Annotated in this window: 16 protein-coding genes and 1 tRNA gene; 7 read left to right on the top strand and 10 right to left on the bottom strand. The window is 38.7% G+C overall.

Going from position 1 to position 24,075, the window contains the following annotated elements; all coding sequences use genetic code 11:
• The first annotated feature begins 276 nt into the window (after nt 1-276).
• Entirely contained in the window at nt 277-3,645 is a 3,369-nt protein-coding gene (locus NEOC95_RS06785; RefSeq protein WP_213152260.1) for an NACHT domain-containing protein, read from the top strand.
• A gap of 254 nt (nt 3,646-3,899) precedes the next feature.
• On the opposite strand, the gene NEOC95_RS06780 is transcribed toward NEOC95_RS06785, so the two are convergent.
• From NEOC95_RS06780 to NEOC95_RS06740, 9 genes are all read right to left on the bottom strand, one after another.
• Nucleotides 3,900-4,904 (bottom strand): DNA polymerase III delta subunit-related protein, encoded by a 1,005-nt coding sequence (locus tag NEOC95_RS06780; RefSeq protein ID WP_213152259.1) that lies wholly within the window; start codon nt 4,902-4,904, stop codon nt 3,900-3,902.
• Nucleotides 4,905-4,972: 68 nt separating this feature from the next.
• Nucleotides 4,973-5,629 carry a dTMP kinase gene (gene tmk, locus NEOC95_RS06775; protein ID WP_213152258.1) on the bottom strand — a complete coding sequence of 219 codons (657 nt, stop codon included), beginning with the start codon at nt 5,627-5,629 and terminating at the stop codon, nt 4,973-4,975.
• A complete protein-coding gene (gene gyrA / locus NEOC95_RS06770) occupies nt 5,626-8,208 on the bottom strand; it encodes a DNA topoisomerase (ATP-hydrolyzing) subunit A (RefSeq protein ID WP_213152257.1) in 2,583 nt (860 codons plus the stop codon). The genes tmk and gyrA overlap by 4 nt, the downstream gene beginning before the upstream one ends.
• 29 nt (nt 8,209-8,237) lie before the next feature.
• On the bottom strand, nt 8,238-10,742 hold the full coding sequence (gene gyrB / locus NEOC95_RS06765; protein WP_213152256.1) for a DNA topoisomerase (ATP-hydrolyzing) subunit B: 2,505 nt from the start codon (nt 10,740-10,742) through the stop codon (nt 8,238-8,240).
• A gap of 21 nt (nt 10,743-10,763) precedes the next feature.
• Nucleotides 10,764-11,102 carry a DciA family protein gene (locus NEOC95_RS09445; RefSeq protein WP_213152255.1) on the bottom strand — a complete coding sequence of 113 codons (339 nt, stop codon included), beginning with the start codon at nt 11,100-11,102 and terminating at the stop codon, nt 10,764-10,766.
• Between the two features lie 232 nt (nt 11,103-11,334).
• A complete protein-coding gene (gene ispH / locus NEOC95_RS06755; RefSeq protein WP_213152254.1) occupies nt 11,335-12,273 on the bottom strand; it encodes a 4-hydroxy-3-methylbut-2-enyl diphosphate reductase in 939 nt (312 codons plus the stop codon).
• A gap of 152 nt (nt 12,274-12,425) precedes the next feature.
• Nucleotides 12,426-12,914, bottom strand: a complete 489-nt coding sequence (locus NEOC95_RS06750; protein WP_166154986.1) for a low molecular weight protein-tyrosine-phosphatase — start codon at nt 12,912-12,914, stop codon at nt 12,426-12,428.
• Nucleotides 12,915-12,926: 12 nt separating this feature from the next.
• Nucleotides 12,927-14,828, bottom strand: coding sequence for a bifunctional serine/threonine-protein kinase/formylglycine-generating enzyme family protein (locus NEOC95_RS06745; RefSeq protein WP_213152253.1), 1,902 nt, complete (start codon nt 14,826-14,828; stop codon nt 12,927-12,929).
• 10 nt (nt 14,829-14,838) lie between these two features.
• Nucleotides 14,839-15,744, bottom strand: a complete 906-nt coding sequence (locus NEOC95_RS06740; protein ID WP_213152252.1) for a tetratricopeptide repeat protein — start codon at nt 15,742-15,744, stop codon at nt 14,839-14,841.
• A 507-nt stretch (nt 15,745-16,251) separates the two neighbouring features.
• Here NEOC95_RS06740 and yidC point away from each other — a divergent pair.
• The 6 genes from yidC (at nt 16,252) to NEOC95_RS06710 (ending at nt 22,761) form a co-directional block, all read left to right on the top strand.
• Nucleotides 16,252-18,768 carry a membrane protein insertase YidC gene (yidC, locus tag NEOC95_RS06735; protein WP_213152251.1) on the top strand — a complete coding sequence of 839 codons (2,517 nt, stop codon included), beginning with the start codon at nt 16,252-16,254 and terminating at the stop codon, nt 18,766-18,768.
• 81 nt (nt 18,769-18,849) lie between these two features.
• Nucleotides 18,850-20,253, top strand: coding sequence for a DnaA ATPase domain-containing protein (locus tag NEOC95_RS06730; RefSeq protein WP_213152250.1), 1,404 nt, complete (start codon nt 18,850-18,852; stop codon nt 20,251-20,253).
• A gap of 547 nt (nt 20,254-20,800) precedes the next feature.
• A tRNA-Pro gene (locus tag NEOC95_RS06725) sits at nt 20,801-20,875 on the top strand.
• Between the two features lie 55 nt (nt 20,876-20,930).
• Nucleotides 20,931-21,827, top strand: a complete 897-nt coding sequence (gene lgt / locus NEOC95_RS06720) for a prolipoprotein diacylglyceryl transferase (protein ID WP_213152249.1) — start codon at nt 20,931-20,933, stop codon at nt 21,825-21,827.
• A 69-nt stretch (nt 21,828-21,896) separates the two neighbouring features.
• Complete coding sequence (locus NEOC95_RS06715) at nt 21,897-22,163, top strand: 2Fe-2S iron-sulfur cluster-binding protein (RefSeq protein WP_166154974.1); 267 nt, start codon at nt 21,897-21,899, stop codon at nt 22,161-22,163.
• 16 nt (nt 22,164-22,179) lie between these two features.
• Entirely contained in the window at nt 22,180-22,761 is a 582-nt protein-coding gene (locus NEOC95_RS06710; RefSeq protein ID WP_166154972.1) for an iron-sulfur cluster assembly accessory protein, read from the top strand.
• Nucleotides 22,762-22,870: 109 nt separating this feature from the next.
• Here the strand turns inward: NEOC95_RS06710 and kdoO are convergent, their stop codons facing one another.
• Nucleotides 22,871-23,761 (bottom strand): Kdo hydroxylase KdoO, encoded by an 891-nt coding sequence (gene kdoO, locus NEOC95_RS06705; RefSeq protein ID WP_213152248.1) that lies wholly within the window; start codon nt 23,759-23,761, stop codon nt 22,871-22,873.
• Nucleotides 23,762-24,075: the final 314 nt, after the last annotated feature.

Genomic DNA, 24,075 nt, shown 5'->3' with positions numbered 1-24,075 from the left:
TGAAAAAATTAATGGAACCAGGCAAGAGATATAGGCATGTCATGTAAAAACCTACTTTCAAGAATTCAGTCACTCATATTCTAGATAAATTCTCCTGCAAAATTATAGCTAAATATCAAGAGCCTTAGCTGTTTAAGGAAAAAAAATATTGCATAATTTAAAATAATTATAAAGAATGGAAATGCGAAGGTTGTTTTTTAAACTCAAAAAAACAAAATAGCAGGCCATCAATCAAGATGGATGCAATTTTAGTTTTCAAACCATGAGGAGGAAGCTATGACAAGCACAAGTCCTACAATTTTCCCCCAACAGTCTATAACTTTTACCCCCATAACTACCCATCTACCGCCAACAAAAGGAGAAGCTATTGCTAAAGTAATTTTTCGCCTAATTGGTCAGATTTCGAATAAACCAAAATATATCTACGATGTAAGCATAAATGCTGAAAAAAAAGAGGCAATAGCGAGCGTTAAACATAAAGATTCAATTTTGATAAAGCACCATACTCACTATTGGAATGTTAAGTATATAAATTTCCCTAAAGAATTTACCTTAAAGCAAATTTCCGAATTGATGATTCGACAGCATCCTGCGGTAAAAGTATCTAAAGAAAAGAGCATTGAACAGTTAAATTTAGAAGCTGAAAGCTATGATCGGCAATATCCCGTTAAGGTAGAAATAGGAATAAAAGGCACGACCCACCAGGGAAAAGAATACTATTTAAAGCTATGCCCTGACAACCTTGAAAATAGCAAAGCTTATATTAAAGATGCACAGGGAAATCCAGTACAAATTAGCCTCAACTTAGGACCTCTTAAGGATTATCGATATAAAGATATCCGTAACAATGTTTTACCTAATTTTAACTCTAAATATCAAGTTAACTTAGTTCAAGAAGCAAAAGGACCCTGCTTACGGCTGACTACTTTAGCCCCGCTTACACCACAAGTAGCTCCCGCCTCAGGAGAATTCCAGCAAGTCGCTTCGTCTGCATCTATTTCTTCTTCTCAAATACTTCCCCGAGCTGTGCCTTTGTTCTCTATCCGCAATACTCAGGACTTGGCTAATTATCTGGCTGGTGAAGGCTATATAGATCCCTTAGTTGGCAAGATTGTTAAGAAGATGGTGGATAGCTTTACCCAGCTTCAGCAACCTTCGGCAGAGGCGATTAAGGAAGTTATCAAACTATTTGATAAGTTGGAGGAGTATGATCAATTTCGCATTCTCAAAAGTTTGATCACGCATTTTGTGGATAACCCTCTCACCGATAAGAAAATTTTACACGCCTTGACAGACATTTTGGTTCATTTTCAGAAATTTATCTATCAGGATAATTTAGAAATCTCTTTGCACAAGTCTGGTCAGCTTTCTTCTATGTCAGCAGAGTTTTTAGAAAGGCTTGAGCCTACGCATTTTGCGAAGATGTTGAAAATTTTAACAGATAATCTTGCGCCGACAGCTCAACCTAAGAAAAATTCTTTAGTCAAACAACACCTCAGGGTAATCATTGCCCTAATTGAAGCTATGTTAATCAAGGAGGTTGAAGGCGTCGATAAAGAAATATACATACACGCCTATGAGGCGATTAGCCAATTTACTAAAGATAAAGACTTAGAGGTGGCTTATCTTGCCAAGTATGGGGAAAATTCTTTTCTCAAAATATCAGATGACCAAACTACCGGAGACATCGTTAAAGATGTATGCTCTCGTACCTTTTACTTCCTAAGAGCGGTAGCAAAGATAGCAGATGCAGTTGACCTGTTTGAACCTTGGCATATTGCCTCGGCTTTCGAGGCTCCAGCAGATTTTCAAAAGGCTTTTGCCTTTCAGGGACCCGGAATTGTAAAAAAAGTTAAAGAAAAGTGGTTTCCTGAAGATTGGTTTAATGTGCTCTTTAAAGTGCGCTATACGCTTTTTGAATATCCCCATATCTTTGTCAAGGCCATTAACACCTTAAGTACAGATGTTGAAATTCAAAAAAAAGAGACGCTCCATCATCCCTTTTTCCTAATGGGGTTTGTAAATCTACTTTGGGAAGGGCTTCATTTTCCCCCTTCTGCTTCTTTAGAAGATCTTGAATTAAAAAAGGTAGCTGTTCAGGTTTTTAAACAAATTTACCAAGCCAATGACACGCAGAAAAATTATAATCCCCAGGAGGCATTTAGCTTAAAGAAAGAGAGGAATAGAAGACAACTTCAAGAAATTACTAAACGCTATTTATTAACTTGCACAACTCATCCGCAGCAAGAGATTAGAGAGCTAGCTAAGGGAATTGTAAATGCTTTGCCAATGGATAAAAGTCCAATTACCTCTTTTGAGCCTGCTCCACTAACCGATCTTTTCACTGAAGCTATTAAAAAAGTTCCTCTTTTTGAAACTATGCAACGCATTGCAGAAAAATTAAGGAAAGATGATCAACTTAAGAAAGAAAGAGCCTATTATATCTCTCCTAAAGCTAGCGATTCCGAACGGCAATTCTCTAACCCGCAACCTCTGGCAGAGGAATTAAAAGAGTTTTTCGGGAATGAAAGTGCTTATGCTCTTCATCTTGAAGGCGAAGGTGGGGCCGGGAAAACACTTGCTATGAAAATGCTAGCGGATCAGCTTTTAATAAACTATTCGGATAGAAGTTATTTTCCTCTTTATACCTATCTTCCCAAGTTAAAGAATCCTATTCATCGAGCTCTAGAACATACTCTGGATTTTTATGGAGTGGATCGAGGTCAAGCCAATCAATTAAGTGGTCGCAAAATTTTATTGATTTGCGATGCTTATGATGAAATTAACTTTGACAGATTTTCTCGTCGATTTGAAGACCCTAAAAAAATTAACATCTATGTGACGAATAGATTTAAAGATAAAGAAATTTCCAAGGTTATCTTTGTCAGTAAAACAGGAACAGCAAAGAAAAGATGCTTTAAACCCCAAGGTGAAGGCTTGCAAAGACTGCGTCTTACTCCCTTTGACGAAGCCCAAATTGTGGCCTATCTAAAAAAATTTGTGGCAGAGCGCCAAAAAGATAAAACCCTTCTTTGGACCGAACAAGAGTATTTGGATAACTTTCAAGCAATAAAAGACTCTTCTTTAGGAAAGGTTATTTCCAATCCTTTTCACCTAAAAATTACGGTGGAGGTTCTTCCTATTATTGTGAGAAAATATTTAAGCGAATATCCCGACCTAGAATTGGAAAGCATGTTTTTTGGAAGAAAAAAATTCGTTGTTTTGAAGGAATTATTCGATGTTTTTGCTTGTGTAACAGCTTATCGATCAAGTGTCAAATCTGAGGGAGAGAGCTATATAGCCCCCGAAAAATATTTGACTTATTCTGTTCAATTAGCCTTGAAAATGAAAAATTGTAACAGGACTTTTATTCCTTGGCCACCCGAAAGTTTTATTGGAATTAAAGAGCAGGAAAAAAACGATATTCGAAATAGCTTTAAAGATTTTTTTGAACCAGCTAAGAGCAGAGAAAAATTTTATAAAGAATGCCTAATTCAAAGAAATGAAGGATGGTCTTTTATTCATAAGGATTACCAAGAATATCTAGAGTTTTTAGGAAAGAAGCCGCCGGCAGAATTAGAGGAGTTCGTGAAGAGAATCGTTAAGGAATATAAATTTAAGGAGCTTTTTAGCCATCACAGATGAAGTACAAGGAAACAAGAGAGGAGCTTATCCCCTTTTTAAACTTAACTCCAGCTAATGTACCTAACTTTTAAATAAAATCTTTAAAGAGCTTCATTTCATTAAAAAATTTCTGTTTTTCCTCTACAGAAATTATGAAAGAAGCTCTTTTTTTTTTACCTTAAACCTCTTGCGGAATTTTTCAGCCAGCTGGAAAAAGGGAATTCTTTTTGATGGAAGCGGACAAATCTTTTGCATCTATCCAACACGAGCTCTATCTAAAGCAGCTGAAGCTCTAAAAAGAGCCTTTCTAAGCAATAGCTTAAAGAAGTTGATCTTTCCAGGCTTTTTTGAACATTCATAATTTTTTCCTCAACAAACTCTAAGGGTAAAATTTCGCCTCGTTGATAAGCTTGAAGAAGCTGTTTATGAAAATCAGGGTTTTCCAGCAATTCTAAGCGCCCCCCCGCATGTAATAAATGTAAATCGCGATACCAAGATAAAATATTTTTTAATAACGCTATGGCCTGCTGATTTACCTGCATAGCTATTGCACCTTCTGTTTCTTTTTCAACTAAATTCTTCTGATAGGCATTCATCTGATCGGTCGATACTTTTTGAATTTCGGCTATTCTAGCTTTTTCTTCTGCCTTTTGAACCTCTTCAATTTGATGGGCAATTTGAGAAGCATATGAGGAAAGTTTGGTATAGGTAGCCATTTTGCCTTCAGCCAGTAATGACAAAATTTGATTACGGCTTTGATCCTTTATCTTGGAAGCAACATTTTTATTGAGAGATTGAAAACGAATCGTACGGCATCGTGACAAAATGGTAGGTAAAAGAGCATGAGCATGACTAGAAAGTAAGATAATAAGGCTATTTAAAGCTGGTTCTTCAAATGTTTTAAGTAAAGCATTTGCACTATAATTTAACATCCTTTCGGCATCATAGAGCATAAAGATTTTCCAAGGGCTTTCATAGGGGGGCAAATAGACCTCTTCACAGAATTGACGCATCGAAGCAATACTATGCATCCCCATTTTACCCTCAGGGCGGTAAATATGAACATCGGGGTGGACATTTTTATCAATTCTTGAATAAGAGTTTTCTCCCATTAGCAATTTTGCCAAGGAAAAGGCAAATTGATCCTTGCAAGCTCCTTCAGGGCCTGCAAACAAGAGAGAATGCCCAATGGCTTGCTTTTGAACCATATTCACTAGATAATCTTTTACGTGCTCATTACCTAGAATGTGGTCAAAAATTTCTCTCATATTGCTCGTCATACCTAAGGTTACCTTACAACCTTCGTATTAAAAAGGAGGATAATTAAACTATTATTAAGCAAATTAACTTATAGTTTTTTTAAATGGATTAATTTTTCTTCCAACCACTGCTTAGCCTGACGAAAGACAGCATCTTCGGCTTGATTAGCGTCAATGACCTGAATGCGCTCAGGAGATTGCCTAGCTAAACTCAAAAATCCTTGGCGTACACGTTTATGGAAATCTAAACGCTCCGCCTCAATGCGGTCTACTTCTCCTCGCCCTGCATTCTCCTTAGAAGCCTTTCGCGTGCGCATGAGGCCAATCTGCGGATCGACATCTAAAAATAAAGTGAGGTCGGGAATTAAATTTTCACTCACACACTCACAAATTTGCTTAACATAAGCCATTCCTAGGCCCCGGCCTATGCCCTGATAAACAATTGTAGAATCATTAAAACGATCGCAGAGCACCACTTTTCCTTTTTCAAGAGCAGGCTTAATCAATTCCTCCAGGTGTTGGGCACGCGCTGCTAAAAATAGTAGCAATTCAGCTTTATACCCAATCGGCAGATCAGCGTTTCGATTAAGAAGCCATTCTCTAATATGAGTGCTTAATCGAGAACCTCCCGGTTCCCGAGTTTTCACTACCTCGTACCCAAGTGATGTTAAAACGGCAGCTAGCTTCTCTATAAGAGTTGTTTTGCCTGCCCCTTCACCACCTTCTATTGTGATAAATAATGTCATAAGCTGTTATTTTCTTCCAAAGTTTCTGAATCTATAGGAGTAGTAGGGCCTTCTAAATCGATTTCTGTGCCTGTTGTTGTTCTATCAGGATTTTCTTCTTCTATGGCTACAGCTACGCTCGCATCTTCTATACTTTCTTCTGCACTTTTCACTTTCTGAATAGCCACAAGATAATCATTATCACGTAAGTTGGCTAGCCTAACTCCTTGGGTATTACGTCCGAGCACGCGTAATTCGCGCATACTAATACGGATAGCTTGTCCACTTGCGGTCATCATGACCATGCCATCGCCATCAGCTACACAAAGGGCCCCCACCACATTTCCATTACGCTCACTAGTCACAATTGAACGTACTCCTACGCCACCACGATTTGTTTGCCTAAAGTCTTCTACGAGGGAGCGCTTGCCAAAGCCATTTTCGCAAACGACAAGAATGGTTTCATCTCCTTTTACGACTTCACAGCTGACGACATAATCATTCTCTTCTCTTAGGCTAACTCCTTTTACCCCTCGAGCCATGCGACCCATAGGCCTAACCTTATTCTCAGCAAAGCGAACGGCCATACCCCTATGGGTAAATATCATCACTTGATATTCTTCTTTTACTAAGCGTGCTGCTACCACCTCGTCACCTTCATCTACATCTAGCGCCCATATACCTTTACGACGTGGATTGCTAAAGTGGCTGAGCTCAGATTTTTTAACCACGCCTTGACGTGTAGCCATCAATATATAGGCTTGCTCATCAAAAGAAGAAACACGCATGATGGTGGCAATCTTTTCATTAGGTTGAATATCTTCTAGCAAGTTAACGAGCGGTTTACCTTTAGATTTACGACTCGATTCGGGTATCTGCCAGACTTTTATCCAATAGCAACGCCCAAGATTCGTAAAAATCAATAGGTAGTCATGCATGGTGGCCACATACAAGCCTTTAATTGTATCGTCCTCACGCTTCATCTGCATGCCTGCAACTCCTTGACCCCCTCGCCTTTGTTCGCGGAAAGTATCCATGGGCATACGTTTGATGTAGTCATCTTCCGAAATGGTGATGATCACTGGCTCATTAGCGATCAAATCTTCCATATTCATCTCGCTTTCGGCCGCAATTATCTGAGTTTTACGGGGAGATTTATGCTTTTCTTGGATTTCATTAAGTTCATCTTTAATAATTTGGCGGACCATAAGCTCGCTTGCAAGCACAGCTTTAAAATAGTTGATTTTCTCTAATAAACTTTGGTACTCTTCATTAATTTTGTCATGCTCTAAAGCCGTCAATTGATATAAACGTAAATCCAAAATTGCCATAGCTTGCTTATCCGAAAAGGCAAACCTGTCAATTAAAGATTGTTTAGCCTCCTCGCGGTTATTGCTGGCACGGATCAATCTCACAACTTCATCTAAATGATCAATAGCTTTTAAATAACCTTCCAAGATATGCGCGCGTGCCTCAGCTTTAGCCAATTCAAAACGGGTACGACGGCGAATAACTTCTATGCGATGCTCAATCCAAGCACTAATAATGTTTTTTACATTCATAATACGCGGTAGACCTTTATCCAAGGCCAACATATGGCATCCAAAAGTAGTTTCCATATCGCTGAATTTATAAAGCTGATTGATGGTCACCTCAGGGACTTCGTTTCGTTTCAATTCCAACACAATCCGCATCCCCTCTTTATCGGATTCATCGCGTAAATCAGATACTCCTGCCAGAGTTTTACTATTGATCAGGTCTGCAATTTGTTCAATCAGACGAGATTTATTAAGATTATAAGGAATTTCATCGATGACCAAGCGCTGGCGGTCCGGGTTATCTTCCATTTCTTCTACACGGATGACACCCCGTAGAATGATTTTACCATGGCCTGTATGAAAAGCTTCTTTCACTCCCCGATATCCACAAATAATTCCCCCTGTAGGAAAATCGGGACCGGGCATTATTTGCATGATTTCTTCGATAGAAGTTAAAGGTTGGTCTAGCACAAGTAAAGTTGCCTTAATTAACTCATTAAGATTATGGGGTGGTATATTAGTAGCCATACCTACCGCAATTCCTGAGGAGCCATTACATAGCAAATTAGGAAATTTAGCAGGAAAAACGACCGGTTCTTTCTTGGTTTCATCATAGTTAGGAACATGATCTACCGTATCTTTATCCAAATCTTCCATTAATTGCATAGAAGCATGAGTGAGTCGTGCTTCGGTATAACGCATAGCAGCAGGAGGGTCGCCATCAATCGAACCGAAGTTCCCTTGGCCATCAATTAAAGTGTAGCGCATCACCCAGCCTTGCGCCATACGCACTAAAGTGGGGTAGATGACCATTTCACCATGGGGATGATAATCTCCGGAAGTATCCCCTGATATTTTTGCGCATTTACGATGTTTAGCGCCTGGCGACAAGTTTAGCTGCCGCATCGCATAAAGAATACGACGCTGAGAAGGCTTTAATCCATCGCGAACATCTGGTAAGGCGCGTGAAATAATTACAGACATCGAATAACGCAAATAGCTGTCTTTCATTTCATCTTCGACATTACGAGGGATAATCACCTCATTTTTCGTATACGACATATTCACCTTAAAGTTGACGATTTGTTAGATTATATATCTAAGTTTTTTACAGAAAGTGCATGCTGTTCTATGAAAGCTCGCCGGGGAGGCACTTCCTCACCCATCAGCATGGTAAACATGTGATCAGCAGCTATCACATCAGGAAGGGTCACGCGCAGCAATGATCTTTTAATTGGATCCATTGTCGTCTCCCAAAGCTGATCTGCATTCATTTCACCTAAGCCTTTATAACGTTGAATTTCAATGCCTTTACGGCCATTTATCCTTAAAAAATCAAGGATTTCGTGAAGGGTAGAAAAATTATGGGTATGGTTATCTTCCTTAATTTCCATAATTGTTCCATTAGCAATAAGATAATAAGTCAAGTCATACCCAAAGCTTGCCAGCTTATTATTTAGCTGTTCAAGATGCTCTTCTTCATATAATTCCATAAAATTAAGACGCGTAGCTCTAAAAATTCTCATTTCCGGAGTAATTTCTTCTTCAGGAATAGAGGCTAAGGTTTGTTCATGCTGAGTCTTTTGCAAGCACTCATTACGTTCTTTAAGCTCTTCAAATTCATCTAATGAATAAGCAAAGTGTACACCATCAGGCAGCGTAACCTGAAAACGAGGTAGCATCCCTTGAGGATTTTTTGCATGAAGAAATTCTCGAAAAGTGATTCCTTTACGCTCCATGCGCAAAACAAAGGATTCTAGCTCTACCATCAGCTGAAGTAAATCCTTCATCTGGGGAATAGACATAGGCTCTTGATCTTTAGGAAGTCTCATTTTCACATCGCTAATCCCTAATTCCAACAAGTATTCATCCATCTCTTTTTCGGAGTGAATATAGCGGCTAGTCTTTTTCCTAGATACTCTATATAGAGGAGGTTGAGCAATGTAGATAAAGTTATTCTCTACTAAAGCAGGCATGTGACGATAAAAGAAGGTGAGAAGCAGAGTACGGATATGCGAGCCATCCACATCCGCATCCGTCATGATAATAATTTTATGGTAACGCAGTTTTTCCAGGTGAAAACCATCAAGGCCAATGCCACATCCTAAAGCAGAAATGATTGTTCCTACTTCGGTGTTCTGAAGAATTTTTTCCAAACGAGCTTTTTCTACATTAAGAATCTTTCCGCGAATAGGCAAGATAGCCTGGAAACGTCTGTCCCTACCATTTTTAGCAGAGCCTCCTGCTGAATCACCTTCCACAATATAAATCTCGCATAGTTTAGGATCTTTTTCTTGACAGTCTGTAAGCTTTCCAGGTAGACGTCCACTGTCTAAAGCAGATTTACGCAAGGTCAATTCTCGTGCTTTACGAGCAGCTTCCCGAGCTTGTGCAGCAAGAATGGCTTTGTCCGAAATAGTTTTGGCGATTGCGGGATGCTCATCAAGGTAGATGGCTAACTCTTCACCAACAATTTGCTGGACGACTGAGCCTACATCGCTATTACCTAAACGCTGCTTGGTCTGGCCTTCAAATTGAGGATTGGCAACTTTAACAGAAATGACAGCTGTCAAGCCTTCTCGCATGTCTTCCCCACTAATCGATATTTTATCTGATTTAAGGAGATTATGGCTTTTAATATAGCTATTTAATACCCTTGTAAGAGCCGTTGAATAGCCAGTAAGATGAGTTCCTCCATGTCGTGTAGCAATATTATTGACATAAGAAAAGATGGACTCAGTATAAGTATCGTTCCATTGCATCGCTACTTCAAATTCAATAGGAGCGTCGTCACCGGATCTAGATCCAGAAAAGTATAAGGGCTCAGGAAAAAGGACGTTTTTGTTTTCATTTAGGTAAGATACAAAGGAAGAAAGACCGCCACCATAACAAAAATGCACATCATCTTTATCTTCATTTCTTTCATCATGAAAATAAATATTGATTCCTTTATTGAGAAACGCCAATTCTCTTAAACGTTTGGCTAAAATATCATAGTCGAATTCTACGACTGATAGAATAGTATCATCCGGCCAGAATGTTATCTTAGTTCCCCGCTTTGTGGTCTCGCCCATTTGTTCTAGAGGTTTTACCACATGCCCTTGAGAAAATTCAATCTCATAAGTTTGGTTGTTTTTGTAAACCTGGACAATCATCTTTTTAGAAAGGGCACAGACACAAGAAACGCCTACACCATGTAAGCCACCTGAGACTTTGTAAGTGTTTTTATCAAATTTACCACCAGCGTGTAAAATAGTCATCACCACTTCTACAGCTGAAACATCACGGCCCTGTTTGATCGATTCTTTTTCATGCTTTTCCACAGGGATACCCCGGCCATTATCTTCAATAGTCGCAGAGCCATCTTTATGAAGGGTCACGCAAATGGCGGTGCAATAGCCTGCCATTGCTTCATCAATACAGTTATCTACGGCTTCATACACCAGCTGATGCAAGCCATTAGAAGAGGTATCGCCTACGTACATACCAGGGCGCTCTCTAACAGCTTGTAACCCTTCTAAGACTGTGATAGAGCTAGCATCGTACTCTTTAGTTACTTGCTTAGCACCTTCTGAACTTAACGTATCGTTAGTCATGCATATATCCTATAATATTTATCATCCAATCCGAAAAACGATGTTCTTAAGATGAATATGAGGGAACTTGGTTTTTAAACTAGCTATAATTCGATTTTTATCATTTTGGCTTAAAAGACTGTGTAAAGTAGAGTTTTTTACTTTAACATGCAGAACGCCATCCATAAAAGACATGGCTTGTGTCATAGAGGCTAGCTTAGCTCCAATGACTTCAGGCCATGCTGCTAACACAAGATCTGGACGATGACGATAATTCTCGCGAATTTGAAAAACGAGCTGAGAAAGCACATCCGAAATTTTGTGCGTGGTAATTGCAGTGCCATCATAATTCTTAGGAGTTCTCCGAATTGCTCTTTGCACCTTTTAATTCCTTTAAAAAAGTAAGCTTTTTAACATAAAAGGTCTCGTCTTATCAAGCGTTTTTTATGCTTTGTTTTCCTCTACCTAACTTATAGGCAATGCTAAAGTAAACTCTTCATTTACCTTCGCTAAATGATCAGAATTAATAAAAAAGTTTAAGGAAGTAAAAGTTAGAATAAATATGAGCATTTTTGCAAACTAGTTTTTAGCTTTCTCTCTCTAAGCATGCACTTTAAGCTCCAAAACGCGCATTAACGATAGGCTTTGGAAGTTGAAAAACAACATCTTCCGTAGTAAACACTACATCTTCAACCTCTTTAACCCCTAAAGTAATAAGTTTCTTAATACAATCTTGTACAATTCCCTCAGGAGTAGATGCGCCCGCTGTAAGGCCTATAATTTTTACATCTTTCATCCACTGGGGATCAATTTCGCTATCATCATTGATTAAATAGGAAGCAATTCCTTTATTAGCTGCTAATTCACGTAAACGGTTTGAATTAGAACTTTGGGGATCGCCAACTACTAAAACTAAATCAGTAGCATCCGTAATCTCGCGCAAGGCAAGCTGTCTATTTGTAGTGGCATAACAGATAGAAGAACTAGGCAGAGTAACAATATGAGAATATTTTGCTATCAAAGCTTGCGTAATTTCTCCCACATCATCCAGGCTTAAAGTTGTTTGGGTAATGTAAAAAAGCTTATCATTGCTTTGAAAGGTAAGATTTTCTACATCTTCCACAGATTCCACAATAGTGGTTACATCCGGAGCTTCTCCAGCGGTTCCGATAATCTCCACATGATGGCGATGGCCAATTAATATGATCTGATATCCCAAATTAGCAAAGCGTTTAACAGCAGAGTGAACTCTGGTGACTAAGCCACAAGTGGCATCAATTTCAATCAAATTACGTTTTTGAGCCGCGGCACGTACAGCTGGTGATACGCCATGCGCTGAATAAATGAGGCGCGAACCCATAGGAACTTCATTCACCTCTTCTATAAAGATGGCACCTTTAGCTTTCAAACTTTCTACCACATATTTATTATGAACTATTTCGTGTTTCACATAAATAGGGCGACCCCATAAAGAAAGAGCTTTTTCTACTGTCTCAATAGCCCGCTCCACGCCTGCGCAAAATCCCCGAGGCTTAGATAACAGTAATTTCATAAACTTTCATTCCTATAAGACTAGCATTGGAAAAGAGCTTATTTTACCATAAATTTGATATTGAGTAAAGGCTATTCCCCTAGGCAATCAATTCAATTTAATGGTTACACTTGCTTAAAAAAATGAGAAAAAAGAGCTCGATTAAGCACTATTTAAGGGACTTCCGTATGCTTATTTGAAGCTTTTAAATGCTCGATAAATCCTTTGCAAGCCTCTTCGATCATATCCAATACCTGCTCAAAAGCTGTATCTCCCTTATAAAAAGGATCAGGGATGTTTTGATGATGATAGATTTGGCTAAAGGCAGTTAATAGATGAATTTTCTCTTTTTGCTTAACACTTTTAGCTTGCAAGTATAAATGATGCAAAATTTCCTGATCGGCAGCAAAAATGTAATCAAAATTTTCTAAAAATTTTTGATGAAAGGCTTGCGCCTGAGAAGTTAGATAAATGCCACGCCTGGAAGCTGCCTGCCTCATACGTGCATCAGGAAGTTGCCCTACGTGCCATGAGCCTAACCCACAGCTTTGCACTTTCACATTTTTTAAAGCAACCTCTTGATTAATGAGGTGACGTAAAATTCCTTCAGCAGCTGGTGAGCGACAAATATTACCTAGGCACACAAATAATACAGCAATCATAGGTATCCTTTATTATTGGACATCCGCAGCACAACGAAAGCCATAAGTTCCATTTACGGTACCTGGATTATTCCGATGCCGTCTTGAACAACGCAAGTCTTCTTTTAAGCTCTTCCAACAGCCTCCCCTTAAAACACGGTAAACACCTTGTAAAGGCCCTTTAGGATTTTCCGGCTCTTGAATAGATATCTCATAATAGTTATAGCCATACCAATCTTGGCACCACTCATAAACATTTCCTACCATGTCATAGAGGCCATAGCCATTAGGAATGTAACTCATCACCGCGGTAGTATCCGAGCTAAAAAAGTTAGCTTGGGATTTTTCAATCTCTTCACCTGTAGGATAAAGAGAATTTTCTTGTCCTCCTCGGGCTGCAATTTCCCACTCTGCTTCTGTTGGAAGACGTTTTCCTATCCACTTAGCATAAGCTACAGCCCCATACCAGGTTACCCCCACCACTGGATGTTTAGCATATCCCGATTCAATACTTAATTTACCACCGCTACGTTTGATTCTTGAATCACGCATACGGATAATGTCTTGATGATTGCTATCTTTTTCTCCACCCATGACTTCTAAAAAGCGAACAAACTGCTCGTTAGTGACAGGATGGATGTCAATAGCAAAACCAGCTAAAATCACTTGATGGCGAGGTACTTCATCGCGGTTTCCATCATTGCTACCACGATAAAAACTTCCTCCTGCTATAATTACCATATCTGTTAGAAGAGGCTGAATATTTTTCACTTCTTTATACTCGGGTCGATAAGATTTTACGCTGGTATCGATTTGAAAGACAGCAGCAGGATCGGGGTCTGTTTGAGGCCTTTCCAATTGAGCCGTACGAAGAATAGGCCTTAATGCAGCAGCTTGCTTTTCGTCATGTTTAATTACTTTTTGAGTAGCCCTCTCTGTCTCTTTTAATACAGGTTGATCGAGTATGTAAACCTCGGCTAAACCATGAGCCGAGAGAGCTTTAGCAGGTGAAGCTTGCATTTTATCAAGTTCGTACACAAGCGATTCTGGACGCTTAACAGGATCAATTTGTAGACAGCTTGATATTAATTTATCCCAATTCCATCGCAAATCCGAACGCTCAGAAGGCATTTCAAAAATGCCTTCCGGAAACTCATTCATCAATAAATAATAAGCAAGCACTCCAAAAGCATAGCAATCTGCTTGTACATCTACTATTTTGGTTGTATCCAAGCGTTTTTGCTCAGGAGCTAAAAAAAAGTAAGTCTGTAGAAAAGAAGCGTGCAAAGGAATTAACTTTGAATTTTCTAACGAGCTGGCATAGCGTTCTTGCCCTGCTTTAAGAGGATTTACGGCAGATCCAATGCCTAAAGATTCAGCTACACTCTTATAAATGCGCGTTAAAACGGAACCTACCCCGACGATACGTGAAAGACCGAAGTCCGAAAGATAAAGATCAATTTGCGCTCCTAGTCTATTACTTACCAAAATATTATTAAGTTTAAGACCGCGATGCACAAGTTTTTTTCCATGCGCATAATCCAAAGCTTCAGCAATCTGCCTGAGTAGACGGAATAATTCTTCCTCTTCTAATCGCTTGCCTCGTCCCCCCATATATTGCATTAAATTGGTTGTTTCACCCAGCTCATCTACTACACAATCGGTAACTAAAAAGTATTGTCCATGCGAGTAAGAAACATTATGAATTTTAACTAAATGCGGGTGATCTAAAGCAGATAAATTAGCTACATCTTCTTCAAAACGTTGAATAAAGGCTCTATCGGCACTCAGCTCTTCTGGAAGAACTTTTAGGATATAATGCTTTTTCATAAAGCGATGCTCGGCTAAATAAACATTCCCTAGCGACCCTTGGCCTATCTGTTTAACAACAGTATAATCCCCTAATATTTTCGCTTCTTTTGTTCTAGGTTCCATACTTTCCTAATTATTTTTGAGAATGGCCACGCTTTTCTTCTAAAAGCTTCTGGGCCAAATTAATCACACGGCTAAAAGCATACCATTGCTTAGCTTTATCTAACAATCTTTGGGCTAAATCATACTGATGAAAAGCAAGAGCTATCTCCACATAATAGGGGATATCTATGCGCGACAATACTACATTTTGCTCAATTATGCGGTTAAGGTAAGTCGATAAAGCCTGTGGCTTGGCATCTTTCTGAGTAAATCCTATGATCATCCGATAGAGGCTCGTATCATAAGGCTCTATATCGACTGCTTTCCTAGCATGGCTTAATATTTGTAAACGTGCAGCCTGCCGCTCTTCTTCTGTTTTAGCTCTTTCGAAAAGTTTAACGTATAGGGCAGCTTTGGCTTTATAAGCGAGAAAATGGTGGGGATCATGAAGATAGGCATGGTAAAATAGCTCAAAAAATTGATCGTATAGACCCAAATTTGCTTTACTCATTGCCAATAAGTAGCTTAGATGATAGAAATTAGGATTCTTTTCAAAAAGGGGTTCAAATTGCGAAATTAGTTTTGCTGCTGTTTTGCCAGAATCATAGCCTGCATCTTCTAGATAGATCTTTAAAGCTTGTGCATAGATTATCTTTTCCTCTGCTAAGATATTAGCAGTTTCTGTAGCAGGGATTTCTTTTAAAGCTTCAAGGAAAACTTTAAAGGATTTTTCTTGCTCCTGATCTTTATAATAAGCAACCGCCCAATTTTTATGTGTCAACCCTTTATCTTCCTTGGAAATCTGGGGAGGCTGTTCTTCAGCTGGCAGTGGGCTTGCCCGGTTAAAAGTCTCTAATTTCTTTTCTGGCATAGCTGCAATTTCGGCTCTCCCTACCAGAAGAAGAGGTAATAGAGCTTTCAGCAAATTTTTTTTCATAAACTTCTCTGTCGATTATAAACAGGGCTAGAAAACCTATTAAATATTTCTCTATCTTTAAAGAAAAATCATCTCGCCCACTGTGCAAAATTTTAGAGGGCTTCTTAAAAAATTATAAAATTTAAAGTCTAGCATGGTTAAAACCCTATCGACCTAAATCAGTTCTATCTAGCAGTTAATGCACACTTGCTGCCATAAAAGCTGGAAGCCTTATTATCTATCTGCTCAAAAGTTGCCCATTAATAAAGTTAGTAAAAAAACATGAGAATGAGCACAAAGGGTAGGATAGCCTATTCTTTTTAAATTAAATATCGGGCGCCATCATAAAAAATACACCTCCCAAGAGACAAAAGCAAGAATAAACTTAAGCCTTATAAATATCCGATTAAACTCTATAATCTTTTCTTACGTATCAGGGGTTCACCTAGGGGATTTAAATTGCATGATTAGAGAGATGTATGCTAATGTTCTTAATTTATCTTTAAACTTCAACAAAAAAGTCTACTTATGGATAAGCGAACCGCGCTATTTGTTTTATGTCTAACCTTAACCTTATTTGCTGTTAATTGGTACTTCGAGGGAAAAAATCAAGAAAGCTTAAAGGAATGGACAGCACAGCAAAAAGCCAAAGCTCTACAAATCGAGCAACAGTTAGAGAAAGAGATTAGCCAGAAGACCGAAAATCCTAGCAACCTTCCCCTAATTGATTTATATGCGGATGAGAATGCTACAAATTTTCTCACTACCGGGGTAGAAATCAATCATGTGGTCATGCTCTTAGCATGGGATGAGCAGCTCCCGAAAATTGTTTATAGCAAAAAATTTCAAGAAAACAACAAATCGCAAGCATTTAACCTTCTTTTTAAAGAAGGCTCTATCGGACAACCTGCCATTTATGCAGCAGAAAATGGAAAAAAATTGCAAGTAAGCGAACTTCCTGATTTTGGTTCTTTTGATTTGCAAATTGTTGAAGTAAGTGGAAAAAATCAGCATGCAATAACTGCTCCGAAAATCCTATGGGGAGAATATAAAGATGGGCGCTTATCTATTCCTTTAGTCAGATTAGCCCTGCTAAAGCAGAAAGAGCAAAGATATGAAAATCAGGTTAGAAATTATCTTCCTTCCAATGCTATTGCTTTATTAAAAACAGCCGCGGGATATCTACCTGTAGGCATTTATGAGCAAGAGGATGGTAGTCTTAAGCTGATGAATGAATTTATGGGTACCGAAAATATTATTTCAATGCCTAAAGCTAAACAAACGTCTAGCTCGCTGCAAAAGGCAGAGGAAAAATTTTTTGTGTTAGAAAATGCCTACCAGCAGCTTGTTTTTTCTAATCAGGGAGGCTCTATTGTAGAAATTAATCTTCCTTTCCAAAGCGCTAGCCATCCAGCCACTGTGGTAAAAGAAATTGAGTATGATCGTGACATGGTTAAAAACCATCCTTCTAATGCTCATTTTCCTGCCCATCCTTATTACACTCCTGATGGGGCGTTACATCAAAAAGGATCGTTAGGGGGATATTATCCGCTTTTAAGACGCGATTTGATAGCAGAAGGAGAGAAAAAGCCTACGCGCCTGCCGCCTCGCTTTTATGCAACTAATATCGTTTCAGAGTATCCGGAATTTGCAGAGCTTACCTATGAGGTGAAAAAATTTGATAGCCACACGATCGTATTTGAGGCTAGCCAATCCCATCGGACCATCACGAAAACTTATACTTTAAGAAACGACGAGCAAACAGCCCCCTACACTTTTGACTTGACAATCGAGATAAAAGGAGACAGTCGTGGCTTATGGTTAACTTCAGGGGTTCCTGAAGTAGAATGGATATCTGGAAGTCCAGCACCTGCTTTAAAATATAGGATTACACGTAATCGCAAATCCTCAGTAGAAAATATTGACCTACCTAAAGATGCCCTCACGGTAAGTTCTGTCTATATAGATTGGATTGTGGATTCCAATGGCTTTTTCGGCATAATCCTTGATCCATTATCCAAAATCGATGCAGGGTATAGAGTGCAGCAAGTTCCAGGAACGATAGTTCCTTCACGTTTGGTACAATTGGATCAGCAATATGATCGTTTTAAAGCAGTTAATATGCCTGGATACATGGCACTACTCCCGCTTGCTAGTGATGGCGGTTCTATGAACTTCCGCATCTTCAGCGGCCCGTTTGCTGAAAGTATTTTGAAGAAAGTCGATGCAATGTATAGTGATTCTACCACGGGATACAATCCTGACTACATTGCCTCTCAAACTTTTCATGGATGGTTTGCTTTTATTTCAGAACCGTTTGCTAAGTTTTTGTTCATCTTAATGAAATTTTTTTATCGCCTCACTAGTTCATGGGCATTTTCAATTATTTTATTAACCATTGCTTTACGCATCATGATGTATCCCCTCAATGCGTGGTCTACAAAATCCATGTTACGGATGCAACAAATTGCTCCTGAAGTAACAGCTCTTCAAGAGAAATATAAGAAAGATCCTAAAAAAGCTCAGCTTGAAATTATGTCTTTGTACCGTGAGCGCGGAGTTAACCCTATATCCGGTTGCTTTCCTTTACTGATACAAATGCCATTTCTTATTGGAATGTTCGATTTATTAAAATCCACTTTTGAGCTACGTGGAGCTAGCTTTATTCCAGGATGGATTGACAATCTAACAGCCCCTGATGTGCTATTTAGTTGGGATACCCCCCTCTTTTTTATTGGAAATCAATTTCATTTACTTCCTATTCTTTTAGGCGGGGTGATGTTCATCCAGCAACGCTATATGACTACCGGCCCTAAAGATCCTAGCCAGATGACAGAGCAGCAAAGGCAGCAACGCTCGATGAGTACAATTATGACGGGGGTATTTGCCGTAATGTTTTATAATTTTCCTTCCGGCCTCAATCTATATTGGTTATCTTCTATGCTACTAGGTATTCTACAGCAAGGGTGGACTTTAAAGCAGCTTCAGAAAAAAGCCTTACGTCCTCAAGTTATAGAAGTCAGCCAAAAAATTGTAAAAAAATAAAAAGGATTGCCTAATACTCCTCTTCAACATTCGTGCGAGCCCTCTCGCACGAGATTAAATTATAGCTGGGATAATTAAGAAATGCGTGCATGGAATGAATTTCTCGCCTTACAGGAAATTGAACTAGGCAGTGAAACCGTCCATAAATGGCTAAAATCCTTAAAAATTATTCGCTTTGATGCAGCTAATTTATATCTAGAAGCTAAAGATTCTTTTCAAGCTCTATGGTTTGAAGAGCATATGCGTCAAAAAATTCTCACCAAATTTGTTAACAATAATAATAAGAAAATAAAAGTTCACTTAAGTGTTGCAAACAGCTTACCCCGTAAACCAAAAAGTTCTTCATTAAAAAGTGCAGCTTTATCCGGCCATGCCCCCTTCGCTTTATGTTTTGACGAATTAGATCCTTACTGTACATTCGAGCATTATGTTTCCTCGGAAAAGAATATATTAGTAGAAAAATTGTTGCTTAGCTTGGCTCATTCTGACCAACCAAAGGAGCTGGGTATATTTAATCCTATCTTTATCCATGGTAGCTCAGGAACTGGGAAAACGCATTTACTGATGGCTACCGTTCAGGCTTTGCGTAGTCAAGGGTTTCATGTGCTTTACTCACGAGCTGAAACTTTTACTGAACACGTAGTCTCAGCTATTCGTGTAGGAGAGATGAGTATTTTTCGTCAGGCCTATCGAAATAGTGATGTCCTCATCCTTGATGGTGTCCAAGAGTTTTCTAAAAAGGGAGCCACTCAGGAAGAATTTTTTCATACCTTTAATACTCTTCATCTTGATAATAAGCAGATTATCTTAAGTGCAAACTGCTCTCCTGCAGAGCTTACCTATATTGAACCGCGCCTAGTTAGCCGTTTTGAATGGGGAGTGGTCCTTAATCTATTTTCTTTGTCTAGGGAAGAATTAGCCCTTGCTATTCGTAAAAAAGCTCAATTTTTTAATTTTCCTATTCATGCTAAAATCATTGAATTTCTGTTAGATAATTTTCCTAGCAGTAGTAAAGCATTGATTCGTGCTTTAGAAGCTTTAGTTTTGCGCTCACATCTCAACGAGCAAATGGCAAAGCACTCCACAGTAGGTATTACTGTGCCTATGGCTAAACAGATTTTAAGTGATTTATTGCTTGAGGAAAAACAACATGTCCTTACTCCCGAGAAAATAATTAAAAGTATTGCAGAAATATTTGGCATTATGTCGGAAGATATTTTGGGAAAAGCGCAAAGCCGTGATTGTGTTTTTCCCCGACAATTAGCGATGTATCTCTGTCGGCAGACACTTCAAATGCCTTTTACAAAAATTGGCGATATTTTTTCTAAAGATCATTCCACCGTGATGTCTAGTGTACGCCTGATAAAAAAAGGTATAGAGACCGATGATAAAGACATTATCAGTGCTTATCAAGCTATTCAGAAAAAAATCGATTTCAATGAACCTAATAATCGCAATAAAGAGGGAGGGGAAGGCGTTCTTTAACACATGAATTCTATCTACAATGATTTCATATAAGCTGTTTCTCTTGAGCTCTTTAATTTAACGATTAATAAAGCTTTAGTGGATGAAATACATTCACTCCAGTTTTTCTTTCTCAAGCCACTTTAGTTAGGCAAGTAGAAAAAGAAGCTGACTGAGCAAAATGAGACCGGAAGTTGTATTTATTAGCTGAAGATATGTAACCAGCTCTTAAGCTTTGGACACCTTAACGTTTTCTCTAAGCTAGCTAACCGATTAGATAGGCAATAAAATAATCCTACAACCTAACATAAAAAGTTACTGAGCTACCTTCTTAGAATGGATTTAAACTAAGCTATTCTTCATTCGAAAAAACTTTCAATTTTTATTTAAAGGAGTCTAGAGAACTTGGGGAATATCCAAGCTGGGTCATTACGGACTTATCCAGCTTATCTTCTAATCAAAGCTATCGATCTATGGTTACTTTAAAGTTGTTAAGTCGAAATATCAGCAAGTCCCTTAGAAATTTCTTGCTGAAAAAGCCCCTCATGCTTATAGTTTACTTTTTCTTCGGAGTATAGCGCAGCTTGGCTAGCGCGGCTGCTTTGGGAGCAGTAGGTCGGGGGTTCGAATCCCTCTACTCCGATCAAAAGGCTCCTATGGCAAAAAGTAGGAGCCTTTGACTTCTAAAGGTCTTTTATATGCACTTGTTGATTGCCTGGCTATACTGGAACCCTTCTAAAGATATCTTCACTCTACCCCTTGTTAACAGGCCTATCGCCTGGTATGGCGTCTTTTTCGTGTTAGGCCTTATATTAAGTTATTCCATCGTTCTTCATCTTCTGCGCACTTGGTTGCTGGAATGCTATAGCTCTCAAAAAAACAATAAAGATATCTCCTCGATAGCATTAAGGCTAACAGATCGCCTCACATGGTACGTTGTCACCGGCATCATTATTGGCGCCCGTCTAGGTCACGTTTTTTTTTATGATTGGCCTTATTATCAATATTATCCTTTAGACATTTTAAAAGTTTGGGAAGGAGGCTTGGCCAGCCATGGAGGTGCTGTGGGTATTTTATTAGCCCTAGCTATTTATCGTTTATCTATCCGTAAGAAATTTTCTGAATTAACTTTTTTAACACTTGCAGATATTATAGCCGTACCTACAGCCTTAGCTGGCGCTTGTATTCGCCTAGGCAATTTCTTCAATCAGGAAATACTAGGGACAGCTTCTCAAGCGCCCTGGGCAGTAATATTTGGAAATCCTGCCGATCATAGCTTGCCTCTACCTCGTCATCCCGTCCAACTTTATGAAGCCTTTGCTTATCTAATTATCTTTGCTCTCCTCATTTTAATTTGGCAAAGAACTCATGTGCGCAAGAGATCTGGCTTCATGACCGGATTGTTTTTTATATTGCTTTTTTCCACGCGATTTTTTTTAGAATTCTTTAAGAGTTCGCAAAGTACTGTTATTGACGAATCAACAATGCAAATGGGCCAATATTTAAGCCTGCCCTTTATCCTCAGCGGATTTTTTCTTATTATTTATACTAGTAAAGTCTCCAGAGCATTTACACAAGAAAAGGAGAATATTTAATTGGCATTGTTCTTTATTAGATATATGCCTATAATGATTATTGCAATCATATAAGCGGAGTCTTTAGAAGTGGCCAAGTTAATATTTGATCATAATGGCGAAGAAATTGAATTGCCTGATGATTCACCAATCGCTGAAGTTTGTGAAGAAGCAGGAGTTCCTTTTGCCTGTACAGAGGGTGTATGCGGAACCTGTGTTATCCTTGTTAAAGAGGGAAAAGAAAATCTTTCCTCTCCAACTCAAGAAGAAGAAGATTTTCTTGGAGAAGGTACCTGCGACGAGCGACTTGCTTGCCAGTGTCGCATCAAAAAAGGCAATGTAAAAGTATCATTTTAATGAAAAGGTTAAGCCCATGACTAGCACACAAAATCAAGAAAATACTATCATCCATCGCCAGATGACGATTGAACAAATTTTATCTCTTTTTCCCTTTAAAGCGCAAAAATTAGCGCAAGAAATTACGCGTGCAGGGCTCCATTGCGTAGGATGCCATGCAGCCACTTGGGAAACTCTAGAAGCTGGCATGTTAGGCCATGGGATGAATGAAGAGCAAATTAATACGTTAGTAGAAAGACTTAACAACCTTTTACAAGAAGAAGCAGATTTATCTACCATTACCATTACTGAACGTGCTGCCAAAAAATATCTAGAGATTTTAACCGAAGAGGGTAAAACCGGCTGGGGCATTAGATTTGAAGAGAAAATGGCAGGCTGCAGTGGCTTTGAATATGTGTTAGACTTCTCTGAAAAAGCTGCTGAAGATGATGAGATATTTGTTTCCCATGCTATCGAAATTCACGTAAAAAAAGCTATAGTGCCTCGACTTTTAGGTTCAGAAATTGATTATGTGGATGGACTTCAGGGGGCAGGTTTTAAAATCAGTAATCCCAATGCACGTTCATCCTGTGGCTGCGGCTCCTCGCATAACTACTAGAAGGTAACATGGCTTTTTAGCTTAAATTCTAAGATTATTTGAAAAAAAGCCCTTAACTTGTTAAGGGCTTACTTTTTTAGGTAGATTAGGCTAAGTAAACGTTTAAGCTTTAACCCTTTTCAATTAATTTTTGTCCAAAAAAGCGTTCCAATACGTGTAATGGTGAGGTTTCCGGATTTTGTAGACTTTCTACAGGAAGGTAATAGGTTTGCTCCATAACATATTGACCTGCAAGCGCTGCATGGGAAGCTTGATCGGTATAAACTATCCAGCTACTCCCAGGTGGAAACAATATTTCTTGCTGTTTAGCATTCTCTTGATACTCTTTATCTCTTTTCATTAAATCGTGCAGACAGATCATATAATGATCGTAAAGAGTGCGATAGTCTTTGGTAATGCCTACTGCTTTTAATAACCAAGCTAGTCCGGGGACCGGCTTTCTTAATTTTATTCCAAATTTTTGTACTACTTCAGCAAAAGGCTCCCCTAATTTCCAAACTCTAGGTTGCTGAGCTGGATTGATATTTGAAAAAAAACGCATGATTCGTTTCCCTTTTACAGGTGAAGAAGGAAAAGCATCCACATGGAGTAGAGTATCATCTTTACGCCAGGAGCTAGATCTTCCTGCTATTTCTGCTGGGCGAAAACTTGTACGACCTTGGATTAAATGCTCTTTATAATGAGGAAATAGCTTTTCAATAAAGAGACGACTTTGCAAAGCATAACGCTCCATCATATTTTTTAACTTTTGCTCTTTCTCTCCTCTACAAATTGTTCCGCCTAATCGATCTTTTATTGCATCATAGCTAATGTTTTTTGAATTAGGGGCTACTACGTGGGGGGAGAGAAATTGGAACTCATCTTCATGTAAGCTAAAAGGTAAATGAGGAAAATAGACTACTTTACCCTGCTCTAAAGTTTGAATAGCCTCCTTTTTCATTTCTTCAGTTATGACGTTTTCAAAAGAGGTAACTTCAAATGTTTTTATAACTTCTTGCATACTGGCACTCCATAAATAAGAATAAAAAGGATGTTAAAGAAGAGAGATTATATTTGCTAATCTATTTTTGGCCTTTATAGCTAAAAGATTAAGGTGTAGGCAAATCAATTGGAAAGGCAATGGCCTCCATTTCTTCTTTCTTGCATTTTTCATATAAAGAGCTTCAAGCGTTTATGGCGACTGGGCGGCAAGCAAATATCTGTTCCAGGATAATATTAGCAATCTACTAAGGAGGATAAATTAAAAGCTCCTATATTTCTTATCTTTATCTTTTCTTTAAAATAAAGGATTAGTGTAAATCTTATTAAAGCAGC

Origin of the sequence: Neochlamydia sp. AcF95, assembly GCF_018342455.1 — a bacterium.
Taxonomy (GTDB): domain Bacteria; phylum Chlamydiota; class Chlamydiia; order Chlamydiales; family Parachlamydiaceae; genus Neochlamydia.
The sequence above is the reverse complement of the archived record's forward strand: the minus strand, read 5'-3'. Positions and strand labels throughout refer to the sequence as shown.

Coding starts and splice junctions, on each gene's coding strand:
- gyrA (WP_213152257.1), bottom strand. CDS start 8,208: ATGTCGTATACGAAAAATGAGGTGATTATCCCTCGTAATGTCGAAGAT.
- kdoO (WP_213152248.1), bottom strand. CDS start 23,761: ATGCAAGAAGTTATAAAAACATTTGAAGTTACCTCTTTTGAAAACGTC.
- NEOC95_RS06780 (WP_213152259.1), bottom strand. CDS start 4,904: ATGACGAGCAATATGAGAGAAATTTTTGACCACATTCTAGGTAATGAG.
- NEOC95_RS06710 (WP_166154972.1), top strand. CDS start 22,180: ATGACTAGCACACAAAATCAAGAAAATACTATCATCCATCGCCAGATG.
- ispH (WP_213152254.1), bottom strand. CDS start 12,273: ATGAAATTACTGTTATCTAAGCCTCGGGGATTTTGCGCAGGCGTGGAG.
- NEOC95_RS06740 (WP_213152252.1), bottom strand. CDS start 15,744: ATGAAAAAAAATTTGCTGAAAGCTCTATTACCTCTTCTTCTGGTAGGG.
- gyrB (WP_213152256.1), bottom strand. CDS start 10,742: ATGACTAACGATACGTTAAGTTCAGAAGGTGCTAAGCAAGTAACTAAA.
- NEOC95_RS06745 (WP_213152253.1), bottom strand. CDS start 14,828: ATGGAACCTAGAACAAAAGAAGCGAAAATATTAGGGGATTATACTGTT.
- NEOC95_RS06730 (WP_213152250.1), top strand. CDS start 18,850: ATGCGTGCATGGAATGAATTTCTCGCCTTACAGGAAATTGAACTAGGC.
- tmk (WP_213152258.1), bottom strand. CDS start 5,629: ATGACATTATTTATCACAATAGAAGGTGGTGAAGGGGCAGGCAAAACA.
- NEOC95_RS06750 (WP_166154986.1), bottom strand. CDS start 12,914: ATGATTGCTGTATTATTTGTGTGCCTAGGTAATATTTGTCGCTCACCA.
- lgt (WP_213152249.1), top strand. CDS start 20,931: ATGCACTTGTTGATTGCCTGGCTATACTGGAACCCTTCTAAAGATATC.
- NEOC95_RS06785 (WP_213152260.1), top strand. CDS start 277: ATGACAAGCACAAGTCCTACAATTTTCCCCCAACAGTCTATAACTTTT.
- yidC (WP_213152251.1), top strand. CDS start 16,252: ATGGATAAGCGAACCGCGCTATTTGTTTTATGTCTAACCTTAACCTTA.